Below are 19,894 nucleotides of genomic sequence, written 5' to 3' on the forward strand. Positions count from 1 at the left end.
AATATATTTTACCTTATTGCAACGAAAGTTGTGCACGGGCGTGCATATAGACCAACAGGTCCTCGGATTTGGCGGCTCACACCGCCCGCGCGCCGGAAGAGCCGTCACGCGCCCGCAGCAGATGTTCGAAGCGTTCGGCCGGCATCGGATAATGGAAGAAGAAACCCTGCCCGAAGTCGCATCCGGCCTCGCGCAGCAGCTCGGCCTCGTCTTCGTCGCCGATCCCCTCCGAAATGACGCGCATGCCCAGGGTATGCGCCATCGCGATGATGGTCTTGCACAAGGCCAGCTGCCGGCTCCCCGTGCGCATGTTGCCCACGAAGGCGCGATCAATCTTGAGAAACTCGAACTGGTATTGCTGGAGATAGGACAGCGAGGAATACCCCGTCCCGAAGTCGTCCAGGGCCAGCGCGATGCCGTGCTCCTCGACTTCGCGCAGCCTGTCCTCGACGGTCCGGTCGTGCTGCAGCAGCGAGCCCTCGGTGACTTCCACCACGATCGAGTGGCGCGGCAAGCCCTGGGCCTCTAGGAAGGCCATGCAGCGCGCGAAGCTCATGCCGCCCTTGGTGATCTGGAGCGGCGAGACATTCACGCTGACCTGGATCGGCTGTCCCTGCTCCAGCACCCAGCGCACCGTATCGCTCACCGCGGTACGGAACACCCATTCGCCGATATCGAAGATCAGGCCGGTCTCCTCGGCCAGCGGAATGAATTCGACGGGGCTGATCCAGCCGCGCTCGGGGTGACGCCAGCGCAGCAGGGCTTCGGCCTTGACGATCCTGCCGCTGCCCAGTTCGACGATCGGCTGGTAGTGCACCTGCAGCTCGCCGCGCTCGATCGCCTGGCGCAGTTCGTCGCTCATCTTGCGCCGGTCCTGCGCCCGTTCCTGCATCGCCGGCGAGAAGTAGGCGAAGCGGTTGCGGCCGAGGTGCTTGGCCGCGTACATCGCCTGGTCGGCGTGCTTCAGCAGGCTGTCGGCGTCGCCGGCGTCGTCCGGGAAGTGGGTGATGCCGATGCTGGCCGACAGGTGCAAGGTCTCACCGTCGACGTGGAAAGGGGTTGACATCGCCTCGACGATATCGTGCGCCACCCGCTCGATCACGTGCGGGTCTTCTTTGTCGAGGTTATGCATGTCCACCAGCAGCACGGTGAACTCGTCGCCGCCCAGGCGCGCCACGGTGTCGGTGTCGCGAGTGCAGTGCAGCAGGCGCCGCGCCGCTTCCTTCAGCAGCTGGTCCCCGACCGGGTGCCCGAGCGTGTCGTTGACCTCCTTGAACTGGTCCAGGTCGATGTACAGCAGCGAGAAGGCCGGATGCTCGCCGCGGTGCGTGTGCCGGATCGCATGGCGCAGGCGGTCCATGAACAGGTGGCGGTTCGGCAGGCCGGTCAGGCTGTCGTAGTTGGCCTGGCGCCACAGCAGTTCCTCGTCCTTCTTGGCGCGCGTGATGTCGCTGGCGATCTCGATGTAGTGGCTGACCGCTCCGCTGGGGTTCCGGACGGCGGTGACCGAACGCTGCTCCGCGATCAGGTGCCCGTCCCGGTGCCGGCTCCACAACTCGCCTTTCCAGTGGCCGCTCGCGGCGACTTCGGTGCGCAGGCTCTCGTCGTGGAATTCGCGCTCCATCCCGGTGCTGTAGAAGTCGGCGGTGCGGCCGATGATCTCGGCCTCCCCGTAGCCGCGCATGCGCGTGAAACCCGGGTTGATCATGACGATGCGCCCCAGGGCGTCGGAAATCGCGATCGCGTCGCTGCTGTGCGCGAATACCAGCGACGCGCGCTCCATCGCCTCCTCGGCTTCCTTGTTCGGCGTGATGTCCGAGATGGCGCCGAACACCCGCGTGACCCGGCCCTCGCCATCCAGCAGCGCCCGCCCCCGGCAGCGCACCCAGACCCAGTGCCCGTAGAGGTGGCGGATGCGCAGTTCGAGCGCGAAGGTCGGCAGCATTCCCGACCGCACCTGGGCCAGCATTGCCGCCGCAGCGGGCCGGTCTTCCGGATGCGCCAGGCGTTCCAGCGTAACCGTCTTGAGGTCGATGCGCTCGGCCACCAGGCCGAGTATCTGGCGGCATTTGTCGGACAAATACACTTGCCGGGTGTGCGCATGCCAGTCGAAGGAACCGGAACCCGAGGCCTCCAGCGCAAGGCGGGAGCGCTCTTCGAGTTCGGCCAGATGCTGCTGGGCCTGGTAGCGCTCGGTGATGTCGTGCACGGTGCCGATAAGGGTCGCGATGCCGCCGTCGGCGGCGGCCGGCACCGGCGTGACCGTCACTTCCCCGACCTTGGTGCCGGTGGGGTAGTTCGATACCTCGTCCCAGTGCACGCTCTCGCCGGTCTCGACGGCGCGCCGGTATTTGGAACGGACCAGCTCGATCGATTCGGGCGGGATCACCTCGTCGACCAGTTTGCCCACCACGGCCTCGGGCGGGATACCGGTAGTCGCCTGGAATGCGGCGTTGACGTAGATGAAACGGTATTGTTCCGGCGCACACACCTCGAGCACGAAGATGACGTCGCGGATGCGATGCTGCAGGAAGGAAAAGACGCGGCCTTCGACGTCATCATCGAGGCCAAGCGTGTCCAGCACGGTCTTGATCGACCGGTGGGCGTCATGCGGATCGTCGGCGGCTGGCGTAGGCATCGGCTCGTTTCAGAATAGTTGGCGTGGCCGAACGGTCGCGCTTCGGCCGATGATGCCGATTATATAAGCATCGCCTTTCCACGCGCCTAGTTGAAGCGCCCTTCTCGCCCCCCGATGCTGTAGCGGCCGGCGCCCAGGAGCGCCACCGCCAGCGCGACACCCAGGTACATGCCTTGCAGCTCGAGCGCCCAGCCGCCGGTGTTCGACAGGGTAAAGAACTCCTTGGTATGCACCAGCAGGAGCGCGACCACCATGTTGACGGCCACGACCAGCGCGGCGAGGCGCGTGAAGATGCCGACCAGGATCATCAGCGGCGCGATCACTTCGCCCACGTACACGCCATAGGCGAACACGGCCGGCAAGCCGGCCTGCTGCAGCATGCCGCTGATGGGGCCGACGCCGCCGCTCAGTTTCGACAGGCCGTGGAACAGGATCAGGATCGCGAGTACGGCGCGCAGCAGGAGCTTGCCGTAGTCGTCGGTCGCGTAAGATGTGGTCACGGTGGTTCTCGCCGCAGCGCCGGGGCTGGTGGTGTCCATGCTGGCCTCCTCTGGTTGACCGCATCGATGCTGACTGTCCGGGGTGTACGTCGATTGCCTGCGCCATGGTTTTGCTATGCTGGCGGCAAGCGATTACATGGAGACACTATGCACCCAAGCCTGAGCTATGTCCACGGAGCGCACGATGTTCCCCTCATCGGGGAGACCATCGGTCCCTTCCTGGCGCGCATCGCCGCGCGCTACCCCGACAACGAAGCGCTGGTGGTGCCGCACCAGGACGTGCGCTGGACCTATGCCCAGTTCGACGAGCGGGTGACGGCGCTGGCGGCCGGACTGCTGGCCCTGGGGCTGCAGCCCGGCGACCGGGTCGGCATCTGGTCGCCCAACTGCGCCGAATGGGTGCTGGTCCAGTTCGCCACCGCGCGCGCCGGCCTGGTCCTGGTGAACATCAACCCCGCCTACCGCCGCGCCGAACTCGAATACGTCCTGGGCAAGGTCCAGTGCGCCTGCCTGATCCTGGCGCCGGCCTTCAAGACCAGCGACTATCTCGCGATACTGCAGGACGTCGTGCCCGAGATCCGCGCCAGCGCGCCGGGCCGGCTGCATGCCGTCCGCCTGCCCCAGCTGCGCCATGTGATCCGCCTGGGCAGCGGCCAGACCCCGGGCATGCGCGGCTTCGACACCCTGCTCGCGCCCCCGAGCGCCGGGCAGCGCGCGCACCTGGCCGCGATCGAGACGGGGCTGCAGTTCGACGAGCCCGTCAACATCCAGTTCACCTCGGGCACCACCGGCGCGCCCAAGGGCGCCACCCTGACCCACCACAACATCCTGAACAACGGCTTCTTCGTGGGCGAGGCGATGAAGCTCGGCAGTCAGGACCGGCTGTGCATCCCGGTCCCGCTCTACCATTGCTTCGGCATGGTGCTCGGCAACCTGGCCTGCGTGACCCACGGCGCCGCCATGGTCTTCCCCGGCGAGAGCTTCGAACCTGGCGCGGTGCTGGCGACCGTGCAGGCCGAACGCTGCACCGGCCTGCACGGCGTGCCGACCATGTTCATCGCCCTGCTCGACCATCCGGATTTCGCCCGCTACGACCTGTCGACCTTGCGCACCGGCATCATGGCCGGCTCGCCCTGCCCGGCCGAGGTGATGAGCCGGGTGATCGGCAAGATGCACATGGGCGAGATCACCATCGCCTACGGCATGACCGAAACCTCGCCGGTGAGCTTCCAGAGCTCGGTGGACGACCCGGCGCCGCTGCGCGTGTCCACCATCGGCCGCGTGCATCCGCATCTGGAAGTCAAGATCGTGGACGCCGACGGCAGGATCGTCCCGCGCGGCGTCAAGGGCGAACTGCTGACCCGCGGCTATTCCGTCATGCTCGGCTACTGGGACGACGAGGAAAAGACCCGCGAGACCATCGACGCCGCCGGATGGCTGCACACCGGCGACCTGGCCGTGATCGACGAACAGGGCTTCGCGGCCATCGTCGGGCGCGCCAAGGACATGGTGATCCGCGGCGGCGAGAACATCTATCCGCGCGAGGTCGAGGAATTCCTGTACCGCCACCCCAAGGTGCTGGACGTGCAGTGCGTCGGCGTGCCCGACCCGAAGTACGGCGAGGAGCTGTGCGCCTGCATCGTCCTGCGTCCCGGCATGCAGGCGGACGCCGAGGAGATCCGCCAGTTCTGCCAGGGGCAGATCGCCCACTACAAGATTCCGCGCTATATCCGCTTCGTCGAGGGCTTCCCGATGACGGTGACCGGCAAGATCCAGAAGTACCTGCTGCGCGAACAGGCGAGCACGGACCTGGGCCTGGCCGGCTGACGCTTACTCCAGGGCGCGCTGGCGCGACTCCACGTCGACATTCAGGATCGCCAGCGCGCCCAGCGCCAGGAAGCCGGCCAGCATGGCCAGCGCGAGGGTGAAATGGGTCGCCATCACCGGCGCCACGATGGCCGGCGCGAACAGGCCGCCGAAGCGGGCCACGGCGCCCGCCATGCCCATGCCGCTGGCGCGCAGGTCGGTCGGATACACCTCGGGCGTGAAGGCATACAAGGCGCCCCAGGTCCCCAGCAGCGCAAAGCTCATCAACAGGGTCGCGCCGACCACCACCGCAGTGGTGCCGCCCAGGCTGTAGAACATGCAGCCCGCTGCGCTCAGCAGCAGGAAGCCGACCAGGGTCGGCTTCCTCCCCCAGCGCTCCACGCCATAGGCCGACAGGGCAAAGCCGGGCAGTTGCACCAGCGCCAGCAGGATCAGGAATTCCTGGCCGCGCATGAAGCCGAAGCCCTCGGCACTCAGCTTGACCGGCAGGTAGACGAACACGCCGTAATAGGCGATCGATGTCAAGGCCCAGGCCACGAACAGCGACAGGCTGCGCCTTCTCAGCTGGTTCGAAAACAGCGCGGACAGCGGCTGCTTGGGCGCCACCGCCGCATCCAGCGGGGGAATCGCCACCTCGCGTCCGTTGGCGTTCGCCACCCGCTCCAGCACCGCGCGCGCCTGCTCGGCCTGGCCCCTGCGGTGCAGGTACATCGGCGACTCGGGCACGTAGAGGCGCAGCACCACGCCGATCAGGGCCGGCAGGCCGGTGACGAAGAAGATCACGCGCCAGGCATCCGGCCCCCAACGCACCGCGAACAGGGCCAGCACCGCCAGGGCCACCGTGCCGACTGCCCAGAAGGATTCGAGCAGCACCAGCCAGCGCCCGCGCCGGTCGCTGGGAAGGAATTCCGCCATCATGGTGTAATCGACCGGGAGGGTGCCGCCCACCCCGACGCCGGTCAGGAAGCGCAGCGCCAGCAGCCAGCCGAAGTCGGGCGCGAAAGCCGAGGCCACGCCGAAGCAGGCGTCGACCACCACCGCGGACATCAGCACCGGCCGGCGCCCGATGCGGTCGGCCAGGCGGCCGAAACCAAAGGCGCCGGCCAGCATCCCGACGAAGAACCACGTACCGGTCTGCAGGGCCTGCGGCACCCCGATCCCGAAGGTCTGGGCGATCGAGGGCGCGCTGAAGCCGATCGACAGCACCTGCATGGCGTCGGCCATCCAGACCAGGCCGAATATCATGAAGAGGCGGTACTGGAACCGCCCCACGCCGGCTAGCCGTATGCCCTGTTCCACCGTGGCGGATGCGGTCGACATCGCGTTCACCTCCGTTTTCGCTTTTTCTGTCGGCTAGTTTGCAAGAAAAAGCTGTTGGGAACAGTGCACTCGCGCACTGTCAAACGCAATCGTCCACCGCTTGGCTCTCCCTCATGTTTTCGTTGCCCGTTGGATCACACACTAGCCGGCGGCATCTGCTCCAGCCCCTACAGGCCGTTCACCCGCCGACATTCCTGAACGGATCGAGCGCCAGGTCGATCAGGCGCCGCTCGCGCACCACGATCTCCGCCACCGCCGTCATTCCGTAGCGCAGCGGATAGCTGGTCTCGCCCACTTTGTAGTGGTCCTGGGACAAGGTAACACGCCCTTCGTACACCGGCTGCTTGCTCTGCGGCGAAGGCCGCGTCGCCGGCGAGATGGACTGCAGCGTGCCCTGGACCAGGCCATAGCGCTGGTAGGGAAAGGCATTGAACTTCAGCTGCACCGCCTGGCCTTCGCGCACGAAAGCCCGGTCGTGCTCGGCGATCTCGATCTTGAGCACCGGCTTCGCATCCTTGGGCGCGATGCCGCCCAGCGGCGCGTTGGCCTGGATCTTGTCGCCGGGCTGGGTCGAGGTCACTTCGGTGATCACGCCGTCGACCGGTGCGACGATGCGCAGGAAGTTTTCCTTGTCGATGTTCTCGAACTTGATGCGCGCCGCGGCCTCGGCCACCAGGCGCGCCGTCTGGACCTGCAGGCGCAGCTTGTCCTCGGCGTTGGCGACTTCCCGGTCGGCCGCCTCGGACTGCAGGCGCAGCCGGGTCAGCTCCTGCTCGCCGGTCTCGAGTTCCGACCTGGCCTGGCTCGATTCCAGGCGCTGGCGTGCGCTGAGCTCCGCGATGCGCGCCTGGGCCACGCGCATGGCGTTCTCGGCCGCCAGCTGCGCGTTCTTCTTGCTTTCGACCTGCAGTTGCGACACGCCGCCCCCGCCGGGCAAGGCGAACAGGCGCGCGTACTTGTCGGCCTCGTCCTTTGCCGCGTCGCGGGCGCGGCGGGCGTCCTCGAAGTTGGTGCGGGCTTCCTGCAGCTGCGCCTGCTGGCTTTGCGACAGGCTGCTGCTGCCCTCGCCAGTGCGGCGCTCGAGCTGGCGCGCTTCGACCCCGACCGCCTCCTTGAGCGCTGCGGCGCGCCTTTCCATCAGCGCCTTCTTCTCGGGGAACTCCTGCCATTCGCGTTCCGCATCCTCGAGCTTCAGGCGCGCCTCGAGTGCATTCCTGGCCGCCTCGATCGCGCCCCGGGCGTAGATGCGCGCCACCACGTCGCCCTTGTTCACCGGCTGGCCCTCGGCGATGTAGATGTTGCTCAGCTCGCCGTCGATGGGCGCATACAGGCGCCGCACCTCCGAGGCAGGCACCAGTGTCCCGTTCGCCGTCACCAGGACGTCGGCATGGCCGAAGAAGGACCACAGCAGCGCCGCCAGCACCAGCCCGACCATGGTGTAGACCAGGGCCTGGCTGTAGCGCCAGGGATCGGCGGTCAGGATGGAGATCCCCTCGGCGCTGTGGTCCTCGAGCGCCTCGGTCAACGGGGTCAGGGTTTGCGCTTTCATGACTGGCCTCGCACCAGGGCCAGCCTGCGCAGCTCGCTGAGCGCATCGGCGTAGGCGTCGCGGTAGGCGGGCACGTGGGCGGAAATGGTCGCGAAGGCGCGCTGGTGGGCCTCGTTCTGCTCTTCCCATTGCTTGAGCACCCGTTCGACCCCGGCGCGGTCGGCCGCATCGCGCACCGGCGCCTGGGCGCCGCCCCTGGCGGCAACGAAGGACTTCAGCTGCACGATCCAGTCCAGCTCGGCCAGCAAAGTTGCGAGCTCGGGATTATCGCGGGCCTGGCGCCGCATCGCGTCGACCTGGCTGGCCGCGCGCCGGTACTGTCCCGCGCGCAGCGACGCCATCCAGTCCGGCAGTCCCGCCTTGAGCACGGCTTCCGTGCCGAGGGCCGCCAGCCGGGCGTTGCCGCGGTCGCGGGCCAGGGCCTGGCTGGCGACCGCCGCCGCCTGCGCATAGGCGCCGTCGGCCAGCAAGCCCTCGACCTCGCCCTCCGGCCCCTCGAGCGCGAACAGCGCCCAGCCCAGCACCATGATCATCGCGGCCGCAGCCAGGCTCCAGGTCCGTACCCGGTGCAGGTCGAGCTTGCGCTTGCCGCCGAAGGCCTTGTACAGTCCCGTCACCATGAGCGCGAACTTGCTGCCCGGCCCCGGCTCGTCCTCCATCTGCGCCGGCGGCGCGGACGCCTGCGGTGTGTCGTCCTGTCCAGGCCCAGCATCGACGCAGAAGATCTCCAGGAAGGAATCGGCGGCCGCGACGAAGGTGGTCTTGTCGGCATCGCTGGCGGCCGCAGCCGCGCCGGCCAGCGCGCCGATGCGCGTCAGGGTGGGGTCGGGCTCGGCCGCCCTTTGCACCTCCACCCGGTAGACGAAATGCCGGCCGCCGAAGGCCAGCACGTCGCCGTCATGCAGCGCGACCGCATGCTCCTGCAGCCGCACGCCGTTGACGAAGCTGCCATTGGTGCTGCCCAGGTCTTCGAGGTAGAGCTCCCCGCCCTTGAGGAACACGTGCGCATGGCGCCGCGACAGGTAGTTGAGCTGGGCCGGGCTGCTGTCGCGGTAGCGCGCGAAGCTGTCGTCGGCCTTGCTGATCAGGAAGGGAAACTCGGTGACGACGATCGGCTGGACGTCCGCGCCGGCGTTCTCCGGCCACAGCGTCAGGCTGGACGGGCGCGACAGCCCGGCCGGCCGCGCGGCCTGTTCCAGGCGCACCCGGTAGCTGAGCGTCTTGCCGAAGCCCACCAGGTCGCCGTTGTGCAGGGGCGCGATCGCCTGCTTGACGGCGACGCCGTTGACCGTCGTGCCGTTCTTGCTGCCCAGGTCCGCCAGGTACACGGCGCCGTGCTCGCAGAAGATGCGCGCATGGCGGCGCGACAGGTCGCCGGCGAGCCCGGCGGGATAGTTGTCGAAAGGCGCTTCGGTGCGGCCGATGGCGAACAGGCTGTCGGGGATGCGGATCGGTTCCAGTTCGGGATGCGAGACCGGCTCGAGCACGATCATCGACGCCGTGCCGGCCGCGCTGTCCGGCCCGGTGCGCGGAGGCGCCGCCATCATTTCGGCAGCCATGATACGGCGCTCCCCAGGGCTCCGCCCTCAATTGCGCGCGGCATTGCGCACCTCCACGGCCGGCCAGCCCCCGCCCAGGGCCTTGTACAAGGTCACGGTGTCGGACAGGATCTGCTGGTGGTTGGCCAGCAGCGCCAGCTGCGCGGACAGCAGGCTGCGCTGGGCCTCGAACACTTCCAGCTGCGACACCATGCCCTCCTTGAGCTGGGCCTCCACCTGGGTGGCGACCGTGGCCAGCTGCTCGGACTGCGCCTGCAGCTCGACCCGCTGGCGGCGGTGGGCGTCCAGGTTGACCAGCGCGTTCTCGACTTCCTCGAACGCGCCCATCACCACGCGCCGGTACTGCTGCTCGGCCACCTCGGTGCGCGCTTCGCTGGTCTTGATGCGCGCCTTCACGCTCGGGTCGAAGATCGGGAAGTTGATACTCGGGAGCAGGCCGAAGGTGAAGGACTTGAGCAGGGAGCCGAGCGCGAAGCTGGAGGTCCCGCCGCGTCCCGTCAGGCTGATCGACGGCAGCTGGGCCAGCTTGGACTGCCCCACCAGGTCGTAGGCCACCAGCACCCGGTACTCCGCGGCGACCACGTCCGGCCTGCGCTTGAGGAGCTCGGAGGGCAGCCCTTCCGGCACCGTGGGCAGCTGCACGCGCTGCTGGAGGGAACCGGGCGGCACCTGGAGGTCGCCGGCCGGCGTGCCGAGCAGGGTCGCGAGCGCATTCGCGGCCAGCGCCCGCAAGCGCTGCAGTTCGATCAAGTCCTTGCTCATGCGGTTGATTTCGGCGCGCTGCTGCATCACCCGGGTCTGCGGCACCAGGCCCTGCTGCATCATTGCCTCGTAGGCGGCCAGGATATCCCGGTTCTTTTGCAGGGTCTTGTCCTGCTGGGCGACCATCTCGTCGAATTGCATGATCTGGAAGTACGTGGTCGACACGTCCGACACCAGGCTCAGGTAACCGGCGCGCCAGTCGGCCTCGGTAGCCTTGAATTCGGCGGTCTGGGCTTCCACGCCCTTGGCCACCTTGCCCCAGACGTCGATTTCCCAGTTGACCTGGGTGCCGAGATTGAACTGCTTGGTGAATTTCTGGCCGGTGCTCTTCTCGAAGCTGGCGCCCGCGCCGGCATCCAGGGTCGGCAAGGCTCCGGCGCGCGCCTCGTCGAGTTCCGCGCCCGCCACCCGGATGCGGGCAGCCAGGATCTTGAGGTCGAAGTTGGCGCCCAGGGCGCGCTCGACCAGCTGGTCCAGGTAGGGATCGCGGAATTGCCGCCACCAGTCCGGCGCGATCATCTCGCTGGGCGCGACCGGCAAGCCCTGCTGGCTCGACCAGGCCGTCTTGGCCGGGGTCTCGGGCCGCTGGTAAGGCTTCATGCTGACATCGGCGCAGCCGCACAGCAGCGCCAGCATGGCGCCGGCCAGGGCCTGTCTCTTGAACCTGCTCGATGTCGGTCTCATGGAGCCCCCTCATGTGTTGGCGCGCAGCTCGCCGCCTTTTTCCCAAGCCTTCGAATCGACGAACACCCTGAACAGCCGTTCGTCCAGGTGGCCGGCGCGGCACTCCTCGGCGATCAGGTCGAGCGCCCGTTCGGGCGGCACCGCCTGCTTGTAGGGACGGTCGCGCGCGGTCAGCGCGTCGTAGATGTCGCTGATGGTGAGGATGCGGGTCTGCAGGCTGATCTGCCCGTCCCGCAAGCCCATCGGATAGCCGGAGCCGTCCAGCTTTTCGTGGTGGCCGTGGGCGATCGCGGGTACCCCGGCCAGCTCGCGGGTCCAGGGAATCAGGATCAGGAAAGAATACGAATCGGCCACGTGGGCCTCGATCTGGCGGCGTTCGTCCGGCGTCAGGCAGCCCTTGCCGATGTTGAGGGCGCTGAATTCCTCGTCGTTCAGCAGCCGGAACCCTGGATCGTCGGCGCCGGTGCAGGCGTGGCAGCGGATCGCGTCGAGTTCGGCGGGCGGCTCGGTGTGCGAGACCGAGGGCTCGTTGGCGCGCACGATCAGCTCCAGGAAGCCGTCCAGGCGCGCGCCCTCGGCCAGCAGCTCGGCCTCGATGCGCTCGCGCTCGCGGCGGAACTCCGTCATGCTGAGCTCGCCATGCAGGTGGCGTTCCGCCAGGCTGCGCCAGGCATGGCGCTCGAGGCAGGCGCGCGCGTAGCGGAAGCGTTCCTCCAGCAGGCGCATGTCGGCATGGTGCAGCTTCTTTTCCTTGCGCAGCACGTGCTCGCGCACCCCGACCTTGCCGAAATCGTGCAGCAGCGCTGCGTAGCGGATCTCGCGCAGCTGGGCCGGCGTGAAGGCGGCGGCGCGCAGGCTGGCGTCGCCGGCATGCTCCATCGCCAGCGCCAGCGCTTCGGCGTAGCCCGCCACGCGGAAGGAGTGGCCTGCGGTGACGGGATCGCGCTCCTCGATCGCCTGCACCGACGCGCATACGAAGCCGTCGAGCAAGCCCTTGATGTCCGAATACAACTGGAAATTCTTCAGCGCCACGGCCGTTTCGGCGCACACGCCGCTCAGGATCTCGAGGTCGGCCTCCTGGAAAGCGTAGGGGTCGGACGAAGTATCGACCTGGAGCAGGCCCAGCACCTCGTCGCCGATGATCAGCGGGACGCACATGACGCTCAGGATCGCCTGGGCCACGATCGACTCGTGGGAACCGAAGTGGCGGTCGGCCAGCGTATCGACCGACAGGATGGCGCGCTTGCGCACCAGGACTTCGTCGACGATGGTGTGGGAGATCCGCAGCTGGGCGGGGTCTTCCACCGTGCCGCCGCGACGCCTTGCGGCAACGGGGCGCGGCGGATCGCGCTCTGTTCCACGCAGCATGATGAAGGCGCGCTCGGCCAGCGGAAACAGGTCGAAGATCAGATTCATGATCTTGTCGATCAGGGTTTCCTGGTCGGTGACGGCGCCGAGCGCGATGCTCACCTGGGCCATCGCGTGCAGGCGGTGCACGGTGTTCTCCAGTTCGCTGCGCCCGGCATTGCGGGTGTCCACCACGGGCGCGAAGCGGGTGGCGTCGACCGACCGGGTGATGACGGTCGGCGCGCTGCCGCGTTCGGGCAGCATCAGCGAATGGAACACCAGCTGGGCCGAGGCCAGCGCCAGCTCTTCGCCGTCGCGCAGCGCATGCCAGTTGCCCGGCGGGAGGCGCTCGCCCGACACGAAGGTGCCATTGCGCGAGTGCAGGTCCTCGATGAAATAATTCGCGCCGCGGCGCCGGATGCGGGCATGGCGGCGGCTGATGGTTTGCTCCGGAATGCAGATATTCTTGTCGTTCGCCAGCGCGTCCTGCGGGCCGCGGCCGATCACCGCTTCGTCATGCAGCGGAAACACGGCCGGCTTGCCCGATTCCGTCCCCAGCCATTCGATGTAGGCGCTGACGGGTCCGGCGGCGGCGGAGAATGTTGCATTCGGTTCCATGGGTTGACTCCCCTGCGCGCCCGGACATCCGCTCACCTCACGGTGATCGTGATCTTTTTAGACTTCACGGGCGGCGTATGGGGCACGTGGTCCGCGTCGCCCATCAGCAACTGCAGCGTGTGCTTCCCGGGTGGCAGCTCGATCATGGTTTCCGTTTCTCCGGCGCCGAAATGGAGGTGGTTGCGATCCGATGGAATGACCTGTCCGGCCGGCGGAAGTTCGGTATCGATCAGCAAATGATGGTGACCGGTATTGCTGAAGTTCACGCCCTTGGGCGCCACGCCCATATGGCGCAGGCCGAACCAGACCCGGAAAGGCTTGCCGGAGGCGATCACCTCGCCGTCGCGCGGCCAGCCGATATAGCAATAGGCGTTGGCAGGCGCGTCGGCCGCATGCACCGGCATGACGGCCATGCCGGCAATCGTTGCAACAGCGGCGAGGCTCCCCGTCAGGGCAGCGACGGCGAACAGTTTGCGCATGGTCTTCTCCTTGTTCTTTGCGGTCTCCGACAGCGCGCGCCGGCAAGGGCCGCGCCGCAGCCTAGCGCACCGTGATGGTGATCTTTTTGGACTGGATCGGCGGCTTGTGCGGCACGTGGTCCTTGTCTCCCAGCAGCAGCTGCAGGGTGTGGGTGCCTGGCGGCAGCTCGACGCGGGCTTCGGTTTCGCCGGCGCCGAAGTGCAGGTGGTTGCGGTCGTTGGGGATCGGTTCCGTCATCGACGGCAGCTCGGTATCGATCAGCAGGTGATGGTGACCGGTGTGGGGAATATTGGTTCCCTTGGGCGCGACGCCCATGTTGCGCAGCCCCATCCGGACCCAGAACTTGCCGCCGTTGATGACCGTGCCGTCATGGGGCCAGATGAAGTAGACCTGGGCGTTGGCGGGGGCAGCCGCGGGTGCGCCGGACGGCTGGCCAATGGCCGCGCCGCAATGCAGGCATGCCGCAAACAGCACAGGAAGAACCCGGATGTGGCGCATGATTGAAACCTCCCGCCGAAGATGGACTGAGGTGTGCATCGATACTCTTAAATCTGGCACACTCTCAGTCAGATCGCAAGGTAATTCCTCTCAAACGCAGCATGAAAAAGGAGCCGCTCATGTGGCACACACTTTTGATAGTTTGCGTACTGGCGGGCCCGCTTTTTGCGTCTGTGGCAAAGGCCCAGCATCGCAGCGCCGACCTTCAGCTTGCGGGGGTCGTTCCCAAGAATAGCGCCGAGCAATTCGAGCTGGCGTTCTGGGAATCGATCAAGGACAGCCAACACGTCAGCGATTACGAAGCCTACCTGAAGGCTTACCCGAAAGGCCGCTTCGCGGCCCTCGCCCAAGCCAGGATCGCCCGCCTGCGCGCGGCCCAGGCCCAGGGAACGGCGCCGCCGCCGGCAAAGACCGCACCGGCTGTCACCGCGCCAGCCACCGCCGCCAAACCGCCCCCTTCCCGGCCCGCCCAGCCCGCGCCCGCGCCGGCAAGCGCTGCTCCGGCAGCGTCGGCGGCCAGGCCCACCGCTGGCTCGGTGATCAAGGATTGTCCCGCCTGCCCGCCGCTGATCGCCCTGCCCGCAGGCAGCTTCACGATGGGCAGCAACAACAGCGATCCCAGCGAGAAGCCTGCGCACCGCGTGGCCATCACTGCACCGTTCGCGATCGGCAAATTCGAAGTCACCGTGCAGCAGTGGAACGCCTGCGTGAACGCCGGCGGCTGCCAGAAGACCACCCAGGCCGCCAACACCCCTCCTGACGCGCCGATCCGCGACGTCAGCTGGGACGATGCCCAGCAGTACGTGAAATGGCTGGCCAGCACCACCGGCAAACCCTACCGCCTGCCGACCGAGGCCGAGTGGGAGTACGCGGCCAGGGGCGGCACGTCCACGCGCTACTGGTGGGGCGAACAGATGGCGACCGGCAAGGCCAATTGCAAGGAATGCGGCCAGCCCTGGGCCAACGAGGGGCCGGCCAGGGCTGGCAGCTCCGCCGCCAATGCCTTCGGCCTGCACGACACCAGCGGCAGCGTGTGGGAATGGGTCAGCGACTGCTGGCACAACAGCTTCAAGGATGCGCCCACGGACAGCCGCAGCTGGGACGAGCCCAACTGCCGCGTGCGCGTCATTCGCGGCGGCTCCTGGCGCGAGGGGGCGCCCTACATGGTCGCGTCGACGCGCTTCCGCTACGACGCCAGCGTGCGCCAGTTCCAGAATGGCTTCCGGGTGGCGCGCAGCCTGAAATAAGCCTGGCTGGCCGGGGCTAGCGCCGGCGCGCCCTGGTGCTGATCTGCAGGAACTCGACACCGATCCTGCCGGGGCCGCTCTGCGCCTGGATCTGCGCCAGCCGCTTCGCCACGTCCGACAGATAGGCGGCGCTCGGCTCGGAGACGGGACGCGGCGTGTCGAACAGCGCCACGGGCGTCGTCACCAGCACCACCAGTTCGGTCCCGAAAGGCGCGCCGATACCCCACTCGCCCAGGCTGCCGATGGTGGCGGTGTAATTCGCCGGCGCCCGGCTGTCGCGCGCCCGCGGGTTGGGCAGCAGGTGGGTGACGTTGGCCAGCAGCGAATAGTAATCGAGGGTAATGAAGGACTCGGCGCCGGGCGTGGTGACGTCGATCATGAGGGAATCGCCCTCGGTCAATTCGGCCTTGCCGCCCGGCGCGGCGCCCGCTAGGCGCATGGCGGCGCCGCCGCCGGCCTGGCGGTGCGCCACCCAGTAGGGCGCGAAGGTCGAGACGATCTGGCACTTGTCGGCATCCACCTGTTGCGCGTCGAGCTTGACCGAGGCGACGCCGGGCAGGGCCAGCAGCGCGTTCTTCACCCCCTGCTCTCCAACCGACCTGGACAGGAAACCCCGGACCTCCACCGTTTCGCCGCTGACGGCGCCGCTCAGCGCCGAGCAGGGTATGCGCGCCAGCGCGGCCGCCAAGGTGGCGGCAGTCGGCGGCGCAGGCGCTGCTTGCGGCGCCGGTGGCGCGGAGCTGGGCTCGGACACAGCGGCGGCGGGCGCCTCCGCCGTCGCCACGGGCGCTGGCCGCCGTTCCAGGTAGTACCAGCCCGCCACTGCCGCTGCAACGATGGCCAGCCCGCCCAGCGCCGCGCCCGCGATCAAGCCCTTGCGTCCCGCCAGGCCAGTCGATCCGAAGTCGGCCAGGAAGCGCGCCACCGTCGGCGTACGCGCCTCGCGCTCCAGGGCCAGCGCACAGCGCAGGGCATGCCATTGGGCGCGCCCCAGCTTGGCGGGCCGCTGCGGCTTCATGCCCGCGCCGCGCGCCTGCAGGGCCGACACCCGGTCGTAGGGATGGCGCCCCGTCAACAGCTCGTAGGTGATGCAGCCCAGCGCGTAGATATCGTCGCGCGGGTCGGGGTCGCGGTGCTCCAGCATTTCCGGGCTCGCGTAGGCCGGGGTCAGGGCGCCGAGGCTGCCCGGATCGAACACAGTCACGTCGGCGTCTTCCTCGGTCTTCTGGAACACGCGCGCGATCCCGAAGTCGATCACCTTCACGATGCCCGAGTCGGTCAGGATCACATTGCCGGGCTTGAAGTCGCAATGGACGAAGCCGCGCCCGTGCGCATATGCCAGCGCATTGCCCATGCCGGTGACGATGGGCAGCACTTGCGCATACGGCATGCCGCTGAATCCCTGCACGCGCAGCACCTGGCTCAGCGGCTTACCCTGCAGGAACTCCATGGTCAGGTAGACCATTTGGCCGTCGCGGTCGAAGTCGTAGACCGAGACGATGTTGGGATGGGCCAGCGCCTGCGCCTTGCGCGCCTCGCGCTGCAGGGCGATCAGCGATTTCGGGTGGCCGCGGAACTGGACGTTCAGGACCTTGATGGCGATGTAGGGCTTGCGGTCCGAGGCCTCTAGCTTGCGCAGGTCGAGCGCCTTGTAGACGGTACCCATGCCGCCAAAGCCGACGCATTCCTCCAGCACGAAGCGGCCGTTGAGGGTATCGCCCACCCCTTTCATGCGTTCGGGCTCGCCCTCGTCGTCGCCGGGCGGCGGCATCGGCGGCAAGGGAGACGGATCGCGCACCGTGCGGGCGCCGGGCTTGGTCTGGACAAAGGTATCGTCGCCGCCCTCGCGCTGGCGCGCGGCGATCAGGCGCTCGATGCGGTGCTGCACTTCGGTATACACCTCGATAGGCAGCGCCTTGCGCCTGTGCTCGGTACTCAGGACTTCCAGCAAGCGGCCCGCGCTATCGGTCGTGTTCGCCAGCGCGCGGTCGAGCTGCGCAAAGAACTCGGGACGCTGCAGGGCGCCGCTCTGCAACTGGTGTATCGCCTGAGCGAAGTTGTCCATGATTTTGAGTGTGGCTATCCCGAGCGCCTTAGATTGAGACTAGCACGAAATGCCAGATGATCAAGCCTTCGCGCCGTATCGAGCGCGCTCGGCTTGCCTGGTGTTGGGTCTCGCCGAACAGGATCGCGCGAACTGTTGGTAGCGCACCGTCACCGTGCCCAGGGGCGCGCATGCCGACTTGCCACTGCCTTCCCGCCACCCTCTCTAAATTCCCTTTATGTTCAACGACTTGCGTTCGCTGCGGGCGCATGGCGCGGCCCTGGCACGCATTCTGCTCAATGTCTATCGAGCGCCAACCAAAATGCTCGCCAAACACCACTCACCACTTAGGAGAAATCAGCATGAAAACCTTGACCATCACCGACCTGGCCCGCACCGAAGACCTGGACCGCAACGCCATGAACGCCGTGCGCGGCGGCTGGAAAATGGGCATGCCCAGCTACCAGTACGGCGACGTGTTCTACGCCCCGAGCAAGGACTCGTCGATCACCGCCTCCCAGAACCTGGGCCAGGTGCAAGAAGTGATGACCGCCACCGCCAACGGCTCGGCCTTCGTCGGCGGCGTGCACGTCAACAGCAATGTCGACCAGCACGGTGAAAACCTGATCGTCCGCCGCTGATTTCCCCACACATCAATTACGCACACACACCATTAAGGAGCACGACCATGAAAACCCTGATCATCGCCGACCTGGCCCGTACCGAACAACTCGACCGCAGCGCCATGAGCGCCGTGCGCGGCGGCTTCCGGATGTTCTCGCCGCAATACAAGCTGGGCGACCTGACCTATGCGCCGACCCACGATTCGTCGATCACCGCCACCCAGAACCTGTTCCAGGACCAGAGCGTCCTGACCGCCACCGCCAACGACTCGGCCTTCGTCAAGGGCGTACACGTGAACAGCCACGTGGACCAGAACGGCCAGAACAAGATCATCGGCTGAAGCCCTTCGCAACCCCAGCAAACTGACTATACTTTTGAGGAGAATCGCCATGAATAAACTGACCATCACCGACCTGGCCCGCACCGAGCAACTCGACCGCAGCGCCATGAGCGCCGTGCGCGGCGGCTGGAGCATGTACTCGCCTTCCTACAAGCTGGGCGACCTGACCTACGCGCCGAGCCACGACTCGTCGATCACCGCGGTCCAGAACCTGGGCCAGCAGCAGAGCGTGCTGACGGCCACGGCCAACGACGCCGCCTTCATCGGCCATGGCGTGAGCGTGAACAGCAACGTGTCGCAGGACGGCAAGAACAAGATCGTCGGCTAAGCCAGCGGCTTCGCGGGAGCCACGCCGGTTCCCGCGAAGCGCCCGCCCCATTCAAGGAGAACACCATGTCGTCCATCGCAATCCAAGACCTGGCGCACAGCGCCGCCCTCGACCATCACGCCATGTCGTCCGTCCGCGGCGGCCATGCCTTCGGCAAGGACGTCAACGTCAATGTCAACGTGAACCAGCAGATCGGCCAGTTCCAGCAAATCGGCATCAATGTCCTGAACAACAACGGCGTCATCGGCGCCGGCTTCAAGGGCCCGGATATCGATGTGGCCGCTTCGCTGTGGGCGGAGAACAAGGCGGTCTTCTGAGCAGACCCCGCCTGGATCACCTTCCTCCATCCCAGCAATGGGATGGACCCCGTTAACCATCCATCCGAAGGAGGCATCATGGCTAGCATCGTCATCAAGGACCTGACGGAAAGCACCGAACTCGATCGCAAAGCAATGCTCGCGATCGCCGGCGGCTCGCGCATGCGGGCTGGCGGCGGCGTGCTTGTCCGTCCCGCCGCCAGGCGCGTGCGGCTCTACGACATCTCGGCCGGCAGCGCCGCACAAGCTGCCGCCACAAGGCCGCCATCGCGCTAAATCCTGGTCCACCCACACGAAACCGTTCAGTCAAAAGCTGAACGGTTTTTTTTGCGCGCGCGATCCAGATGATGGTGTTGGGCCTCGCCAAACAGGCTAGCGCGACTTGTTGGAAGCGCGCCATCACCCGGCCCGTGGCTACGCGTGCCCGCTTGCCACCGCTGGCTCGCCACCCTCACCAAAACCCCTTTGTATTCAATGGCTTGTGATCACGGCGAACACATCGCGCGGACCTGGCACGCAATCTGCTCAATGTCTATCGAGCGCCAACCAAAATGCTCGCCAATACACCACTCACCACTTAGGAGAAATCAGCATGAAAACCTTGACCATCACCGACCTGGCCCGCACCGAAGACCTGGACCGTAACGCCATGAACGCCGTGCGCGGCGGCTGGAAAATGGGCATGCCCAGCTACCAGTACGGCGACGTGTTCTACGCCCCGAGCAAGGACTCTTCGATCACCGCCAGCCAGAACCTGGGCCAGGTGCAGGAAGTGTTGACCGCCACCGCCAACGGCTCGGCCTTCGTCGGCGGCGTGCACGTCAACAGCAATGTCGACCAGCACGGTGAAAACCTGATCGTCCGCCGCTGATTTCCCCACACATCATTTACGCACACACACACCATTAAGGAGCACGACCATGAAAACCCTGATCATCGCCGACCTGGCCCGCACCGAACAACTCGACCGCAGCGCCATGAGCGCCGTGCGTGGCGGCTGGAGCATGTACTCGCCTTCCTACAAGCTGGGCGACCTGACCTACGCACCGAGCCACGACTCGTCGATCACCGCGGTCCAGAACCTGGGCCAGCAGCAGAGCGTGCTCACGGCCACGGCCAACGACGCCGCCTTCATCGGCCACGGCGTGAGCGTGAACAGCCATGTGTCGCAAGACGGCCAGAACAAGATCGTCGGCTAAGCCTGCGGCTTCG

At 67.0% G+C, this 19,894-nt stretch carries 19 protein-coding genes; 9 read left to right on the top strand and 10 right to left on the bottom strand.

Annotated elements, in window-relative coordinates; all coding sequences use genetic code 11:
* Positions 1–76: 76 nt before the first annotated feature.
* Positions 77–2,638 (bottom strand): EAL domain-containing protein, encoded by a 2,562-nt coding sequence (locus tag KBW95_RS18840; RefSeq protein WP_211529031.1) that lies wholly within the window; start codon positions 2,636–2,638, stop codon positions 77–79.
* Positions 2,639–2,724: 86 nt separating this feature from the next.
* Positions 2,725–3,177, bottom strand: coding sequence for a DoxX family protein (locus KBW95_RS18845; RefSeq protein ID WP_211526084.1), 453 nt, complete (start codon positions 3,175–3,177; stop codon positions 2,725–2,727).
* Positions 3,178–3,285: 108 nt separating this feature from the next.
* On the opposite strand from KBW95_RS18845, the gene KBW95_RS18850 reads away from it, so the two are divergent.
* Entirely contained in the window at positions 3,286–4,965 is a 1,680-nt protein-coding gene (locus KBW95_RS18850) for an AMP-binding protein (RefSeq protein WP_211526083.1), read from the top strand.
* 3 nt (positions 4,966–4,968) lie between these two features.
* On the opposite strand, the gene KBW95_RS18855 is transcribed toward KBW95_RS18850, so the two are convergent.
* From KBW95_RS18855 to KBW95_RS18885, 7 genes are all read right to left on the bottom strand, one after another.
* Positions 4,969–6,285, bottom strand: coding sequence for an MFS transporter (locus KBW95_RS18855; protein WP_211529032.1), 1,317 nt, complete (start codon positions 6,283–6,285; stop codon positions 4,969–4,971).
* Positions 6,286–6,463: 178 nt separating this feature from the next.
* On the bottom strand, positions 6,464–7,834 hold the full coding sequence (locus KBW95_RS18860; protein ID WP_211529033.1) for an HlyD family efflux transporter periplasmic adaptor subunit: 1,371 nt from the start codon (positions 7,832–7,834) through the stop codon (positions 6,464–6,466).
* Complete coding sequence (locus tag KBW95_RS18865) at positions 7,831–9,393, bottom strand: FHA domain-containing protein (RefSeq protein WP_211529034.1); 1,563 nt, start codon at positions 9,391–9,393, stop codon at positions 7,831–7,833. Before KBW95_RS18865 ends, KBW95_RS18860 begins: the two co-directional genes overlap by 4 nt.
* Positions 9,394–9,420: 27 nt before the next feature.
* Entirely contained in the window at positions 9,421–10,839 is a 1,419-nt protein-coding gene (locus tag KBW95_RS18870) for an efflux transporter outer membrane subunit (RefSeq protein ID WP_211529035.1), read from the bottom strand.
* 9 nt (positions 10,840–10,848) lie between these two features.
* Positions 10,849–12,804 carry an HD domain-containing phosphohydrolase gene (locus KBW95_RS18875; protein WP_229429879.1) on the bottom strand — a complete coding sequence of 652 codons (1,956 nt, stop codon included), beginning with the start codon at positions 12,802–12,804 and terminating at the stop codon, positions 10,849–10,851.
* 32 nt (positions 12,805–12,836) lie between these two features.
* Entirely contained in the window at positions 12,837–13,283 is a 447-nt protein-coding gene (locus KBW95_RS18880; RefSeq protein WP_211526078.1) for a DUF4399 domain-containing protein, read from the bottom strand.
* A gap of 61 nt (positions 13,284–13,344) precedes the next feature.
* Positions 13,345–13,782, bottom strand: coding sequence for a DUF4399 domain-containing protein (locus KBW95_RS18885; protein ID WP_211529036.1), 438 nt, complete (start codon positions 13,780–13,782; stop codon positions 13,345–13,347).
* Positions 13,783–13,955: 173 nt separating this feature from the next.
* Here KBW95_RS18885 and KBW95_RS18890 point away from each other — a divergent pair, with 173 nt between their 5' ends.
* Entirely contained in the window at positions 13,956–15,029 is a 1,074-nt protein-coding gene (locus KBW95_RS18890; RefSeq protein ID WP_373888824.1) for a formylglycine-generating enzyme family protein, read from the top strand.
* Between the two features lie 16 nt (positions 15,030–15,045).
* Here the strand turns inward: KBW95_RS18890 and KBW95_RS18895 are convergent, their stop codons facing one another.
* Positions 15,046–17,094 (bottom strand): serine/threonine-protein kinase, encoded by a 2,049-nt coding sequence (locus KBW95_RS18895; protein WP_211529037.1) that lies wholly within the window; start codon positions 17,092–17,094, stop codon positions 15,046–15,048.
* Between the two features lie 341 nt (positions 17,095–17,435).
* Here KBW95_RS18895 and KBW95_RS18900 point away from each other — a divergent pair, with 341 nt between their 5' ends.
* From KBW95_RS18900 to KBW95_RS18930, 7 genes are all read left to right on the top strand, one after another.
* Positions 17,436–17,714, top strand: coding sequence for a hypothetical protein (locus KBW95_RS18900; protein WP_211529038.1), 279 nt, complete (start codon positions 17,436–17,438; stop codon positions 17,712–17,714).
* A 47-nt stretch (positions 17,715–17,761) separates the two neighbouring features.
* The gene (locus KBW95_RS18905) at positions 17,762–18,037 is read left to right on the top strand and encodes a hypothetical protein (protein WP_211529039.1); all 276 of its coding nucleotides are present in this window, start codon (positions 17,762–17,764) and stop codon (positions 18,035–18,037) included.
* 49 nt (positions 18,038–18,086) lie between these two features.
* Positions 18,087–18,365: a hypothetical protein gene (locus KBW95_RS18910; RefSeq protein ID WP_211529040.1), complete on the top strand. Its 279-nt coding sequence runs from the start codon at positions 18,087–18,089 to the stop codon at positions 18,363–18,365.
* Between the two features lie 65 nt (positions 18,366–18,430).
* Entirely contained in the window at positions 18,431–18,682 is a 252-nt protein-coding gene (locus KBW95_RS18915; protein ID WP_211529041.1) for a hypothetical protein, read from the top strand.
* A 78-nt stretch (positions 18,683–18,760) separates the two neighbouring features.
* Positions 18,761–18,958: a hypothetical protein gene (locus KBW95_RS18920; protein WP_211529042.1), complete on the top strand. Its 198-nt coding sequence runs from the start codon at positions 18,761–18,763 to the stop codon at positions 18,956–18,958.
* Between the two features lie 316 nt (positions 18,959–19,274).
* Complete coding sequence (locus KBW95_RS18925) at positions 19,275–19,553, top strand: hypothetical protein (protein WP_211529043.1); 279 nt, start codon at positions 19,275–19,277, stop codon at positions 19,551–19,553.
* A gap of 49 nt (positions 19,554–19,602) precedes the next feature.
* On the top strand, positions 19,603–19,881 hold the full coding sequence (locus KBW95_RS18930; protein ID WP_211529044.1) for a hypothetical protein: 279 nt from the start codon (positions 19,603–19,605) through the stop codon (positions 19,879–19,881).
* Positions 19,882–19,894 lie beyond the last annotated feature (13 nt).

The sequence above is a fragment of the Massilia sp. ZL223 genome (assembly GCF_018119395.1).
GTDB lineage: Bacteria > Pseudomonadota > Gammaproteobacteria > Burkholderiales > Burkholderiaceae_D > Telluria.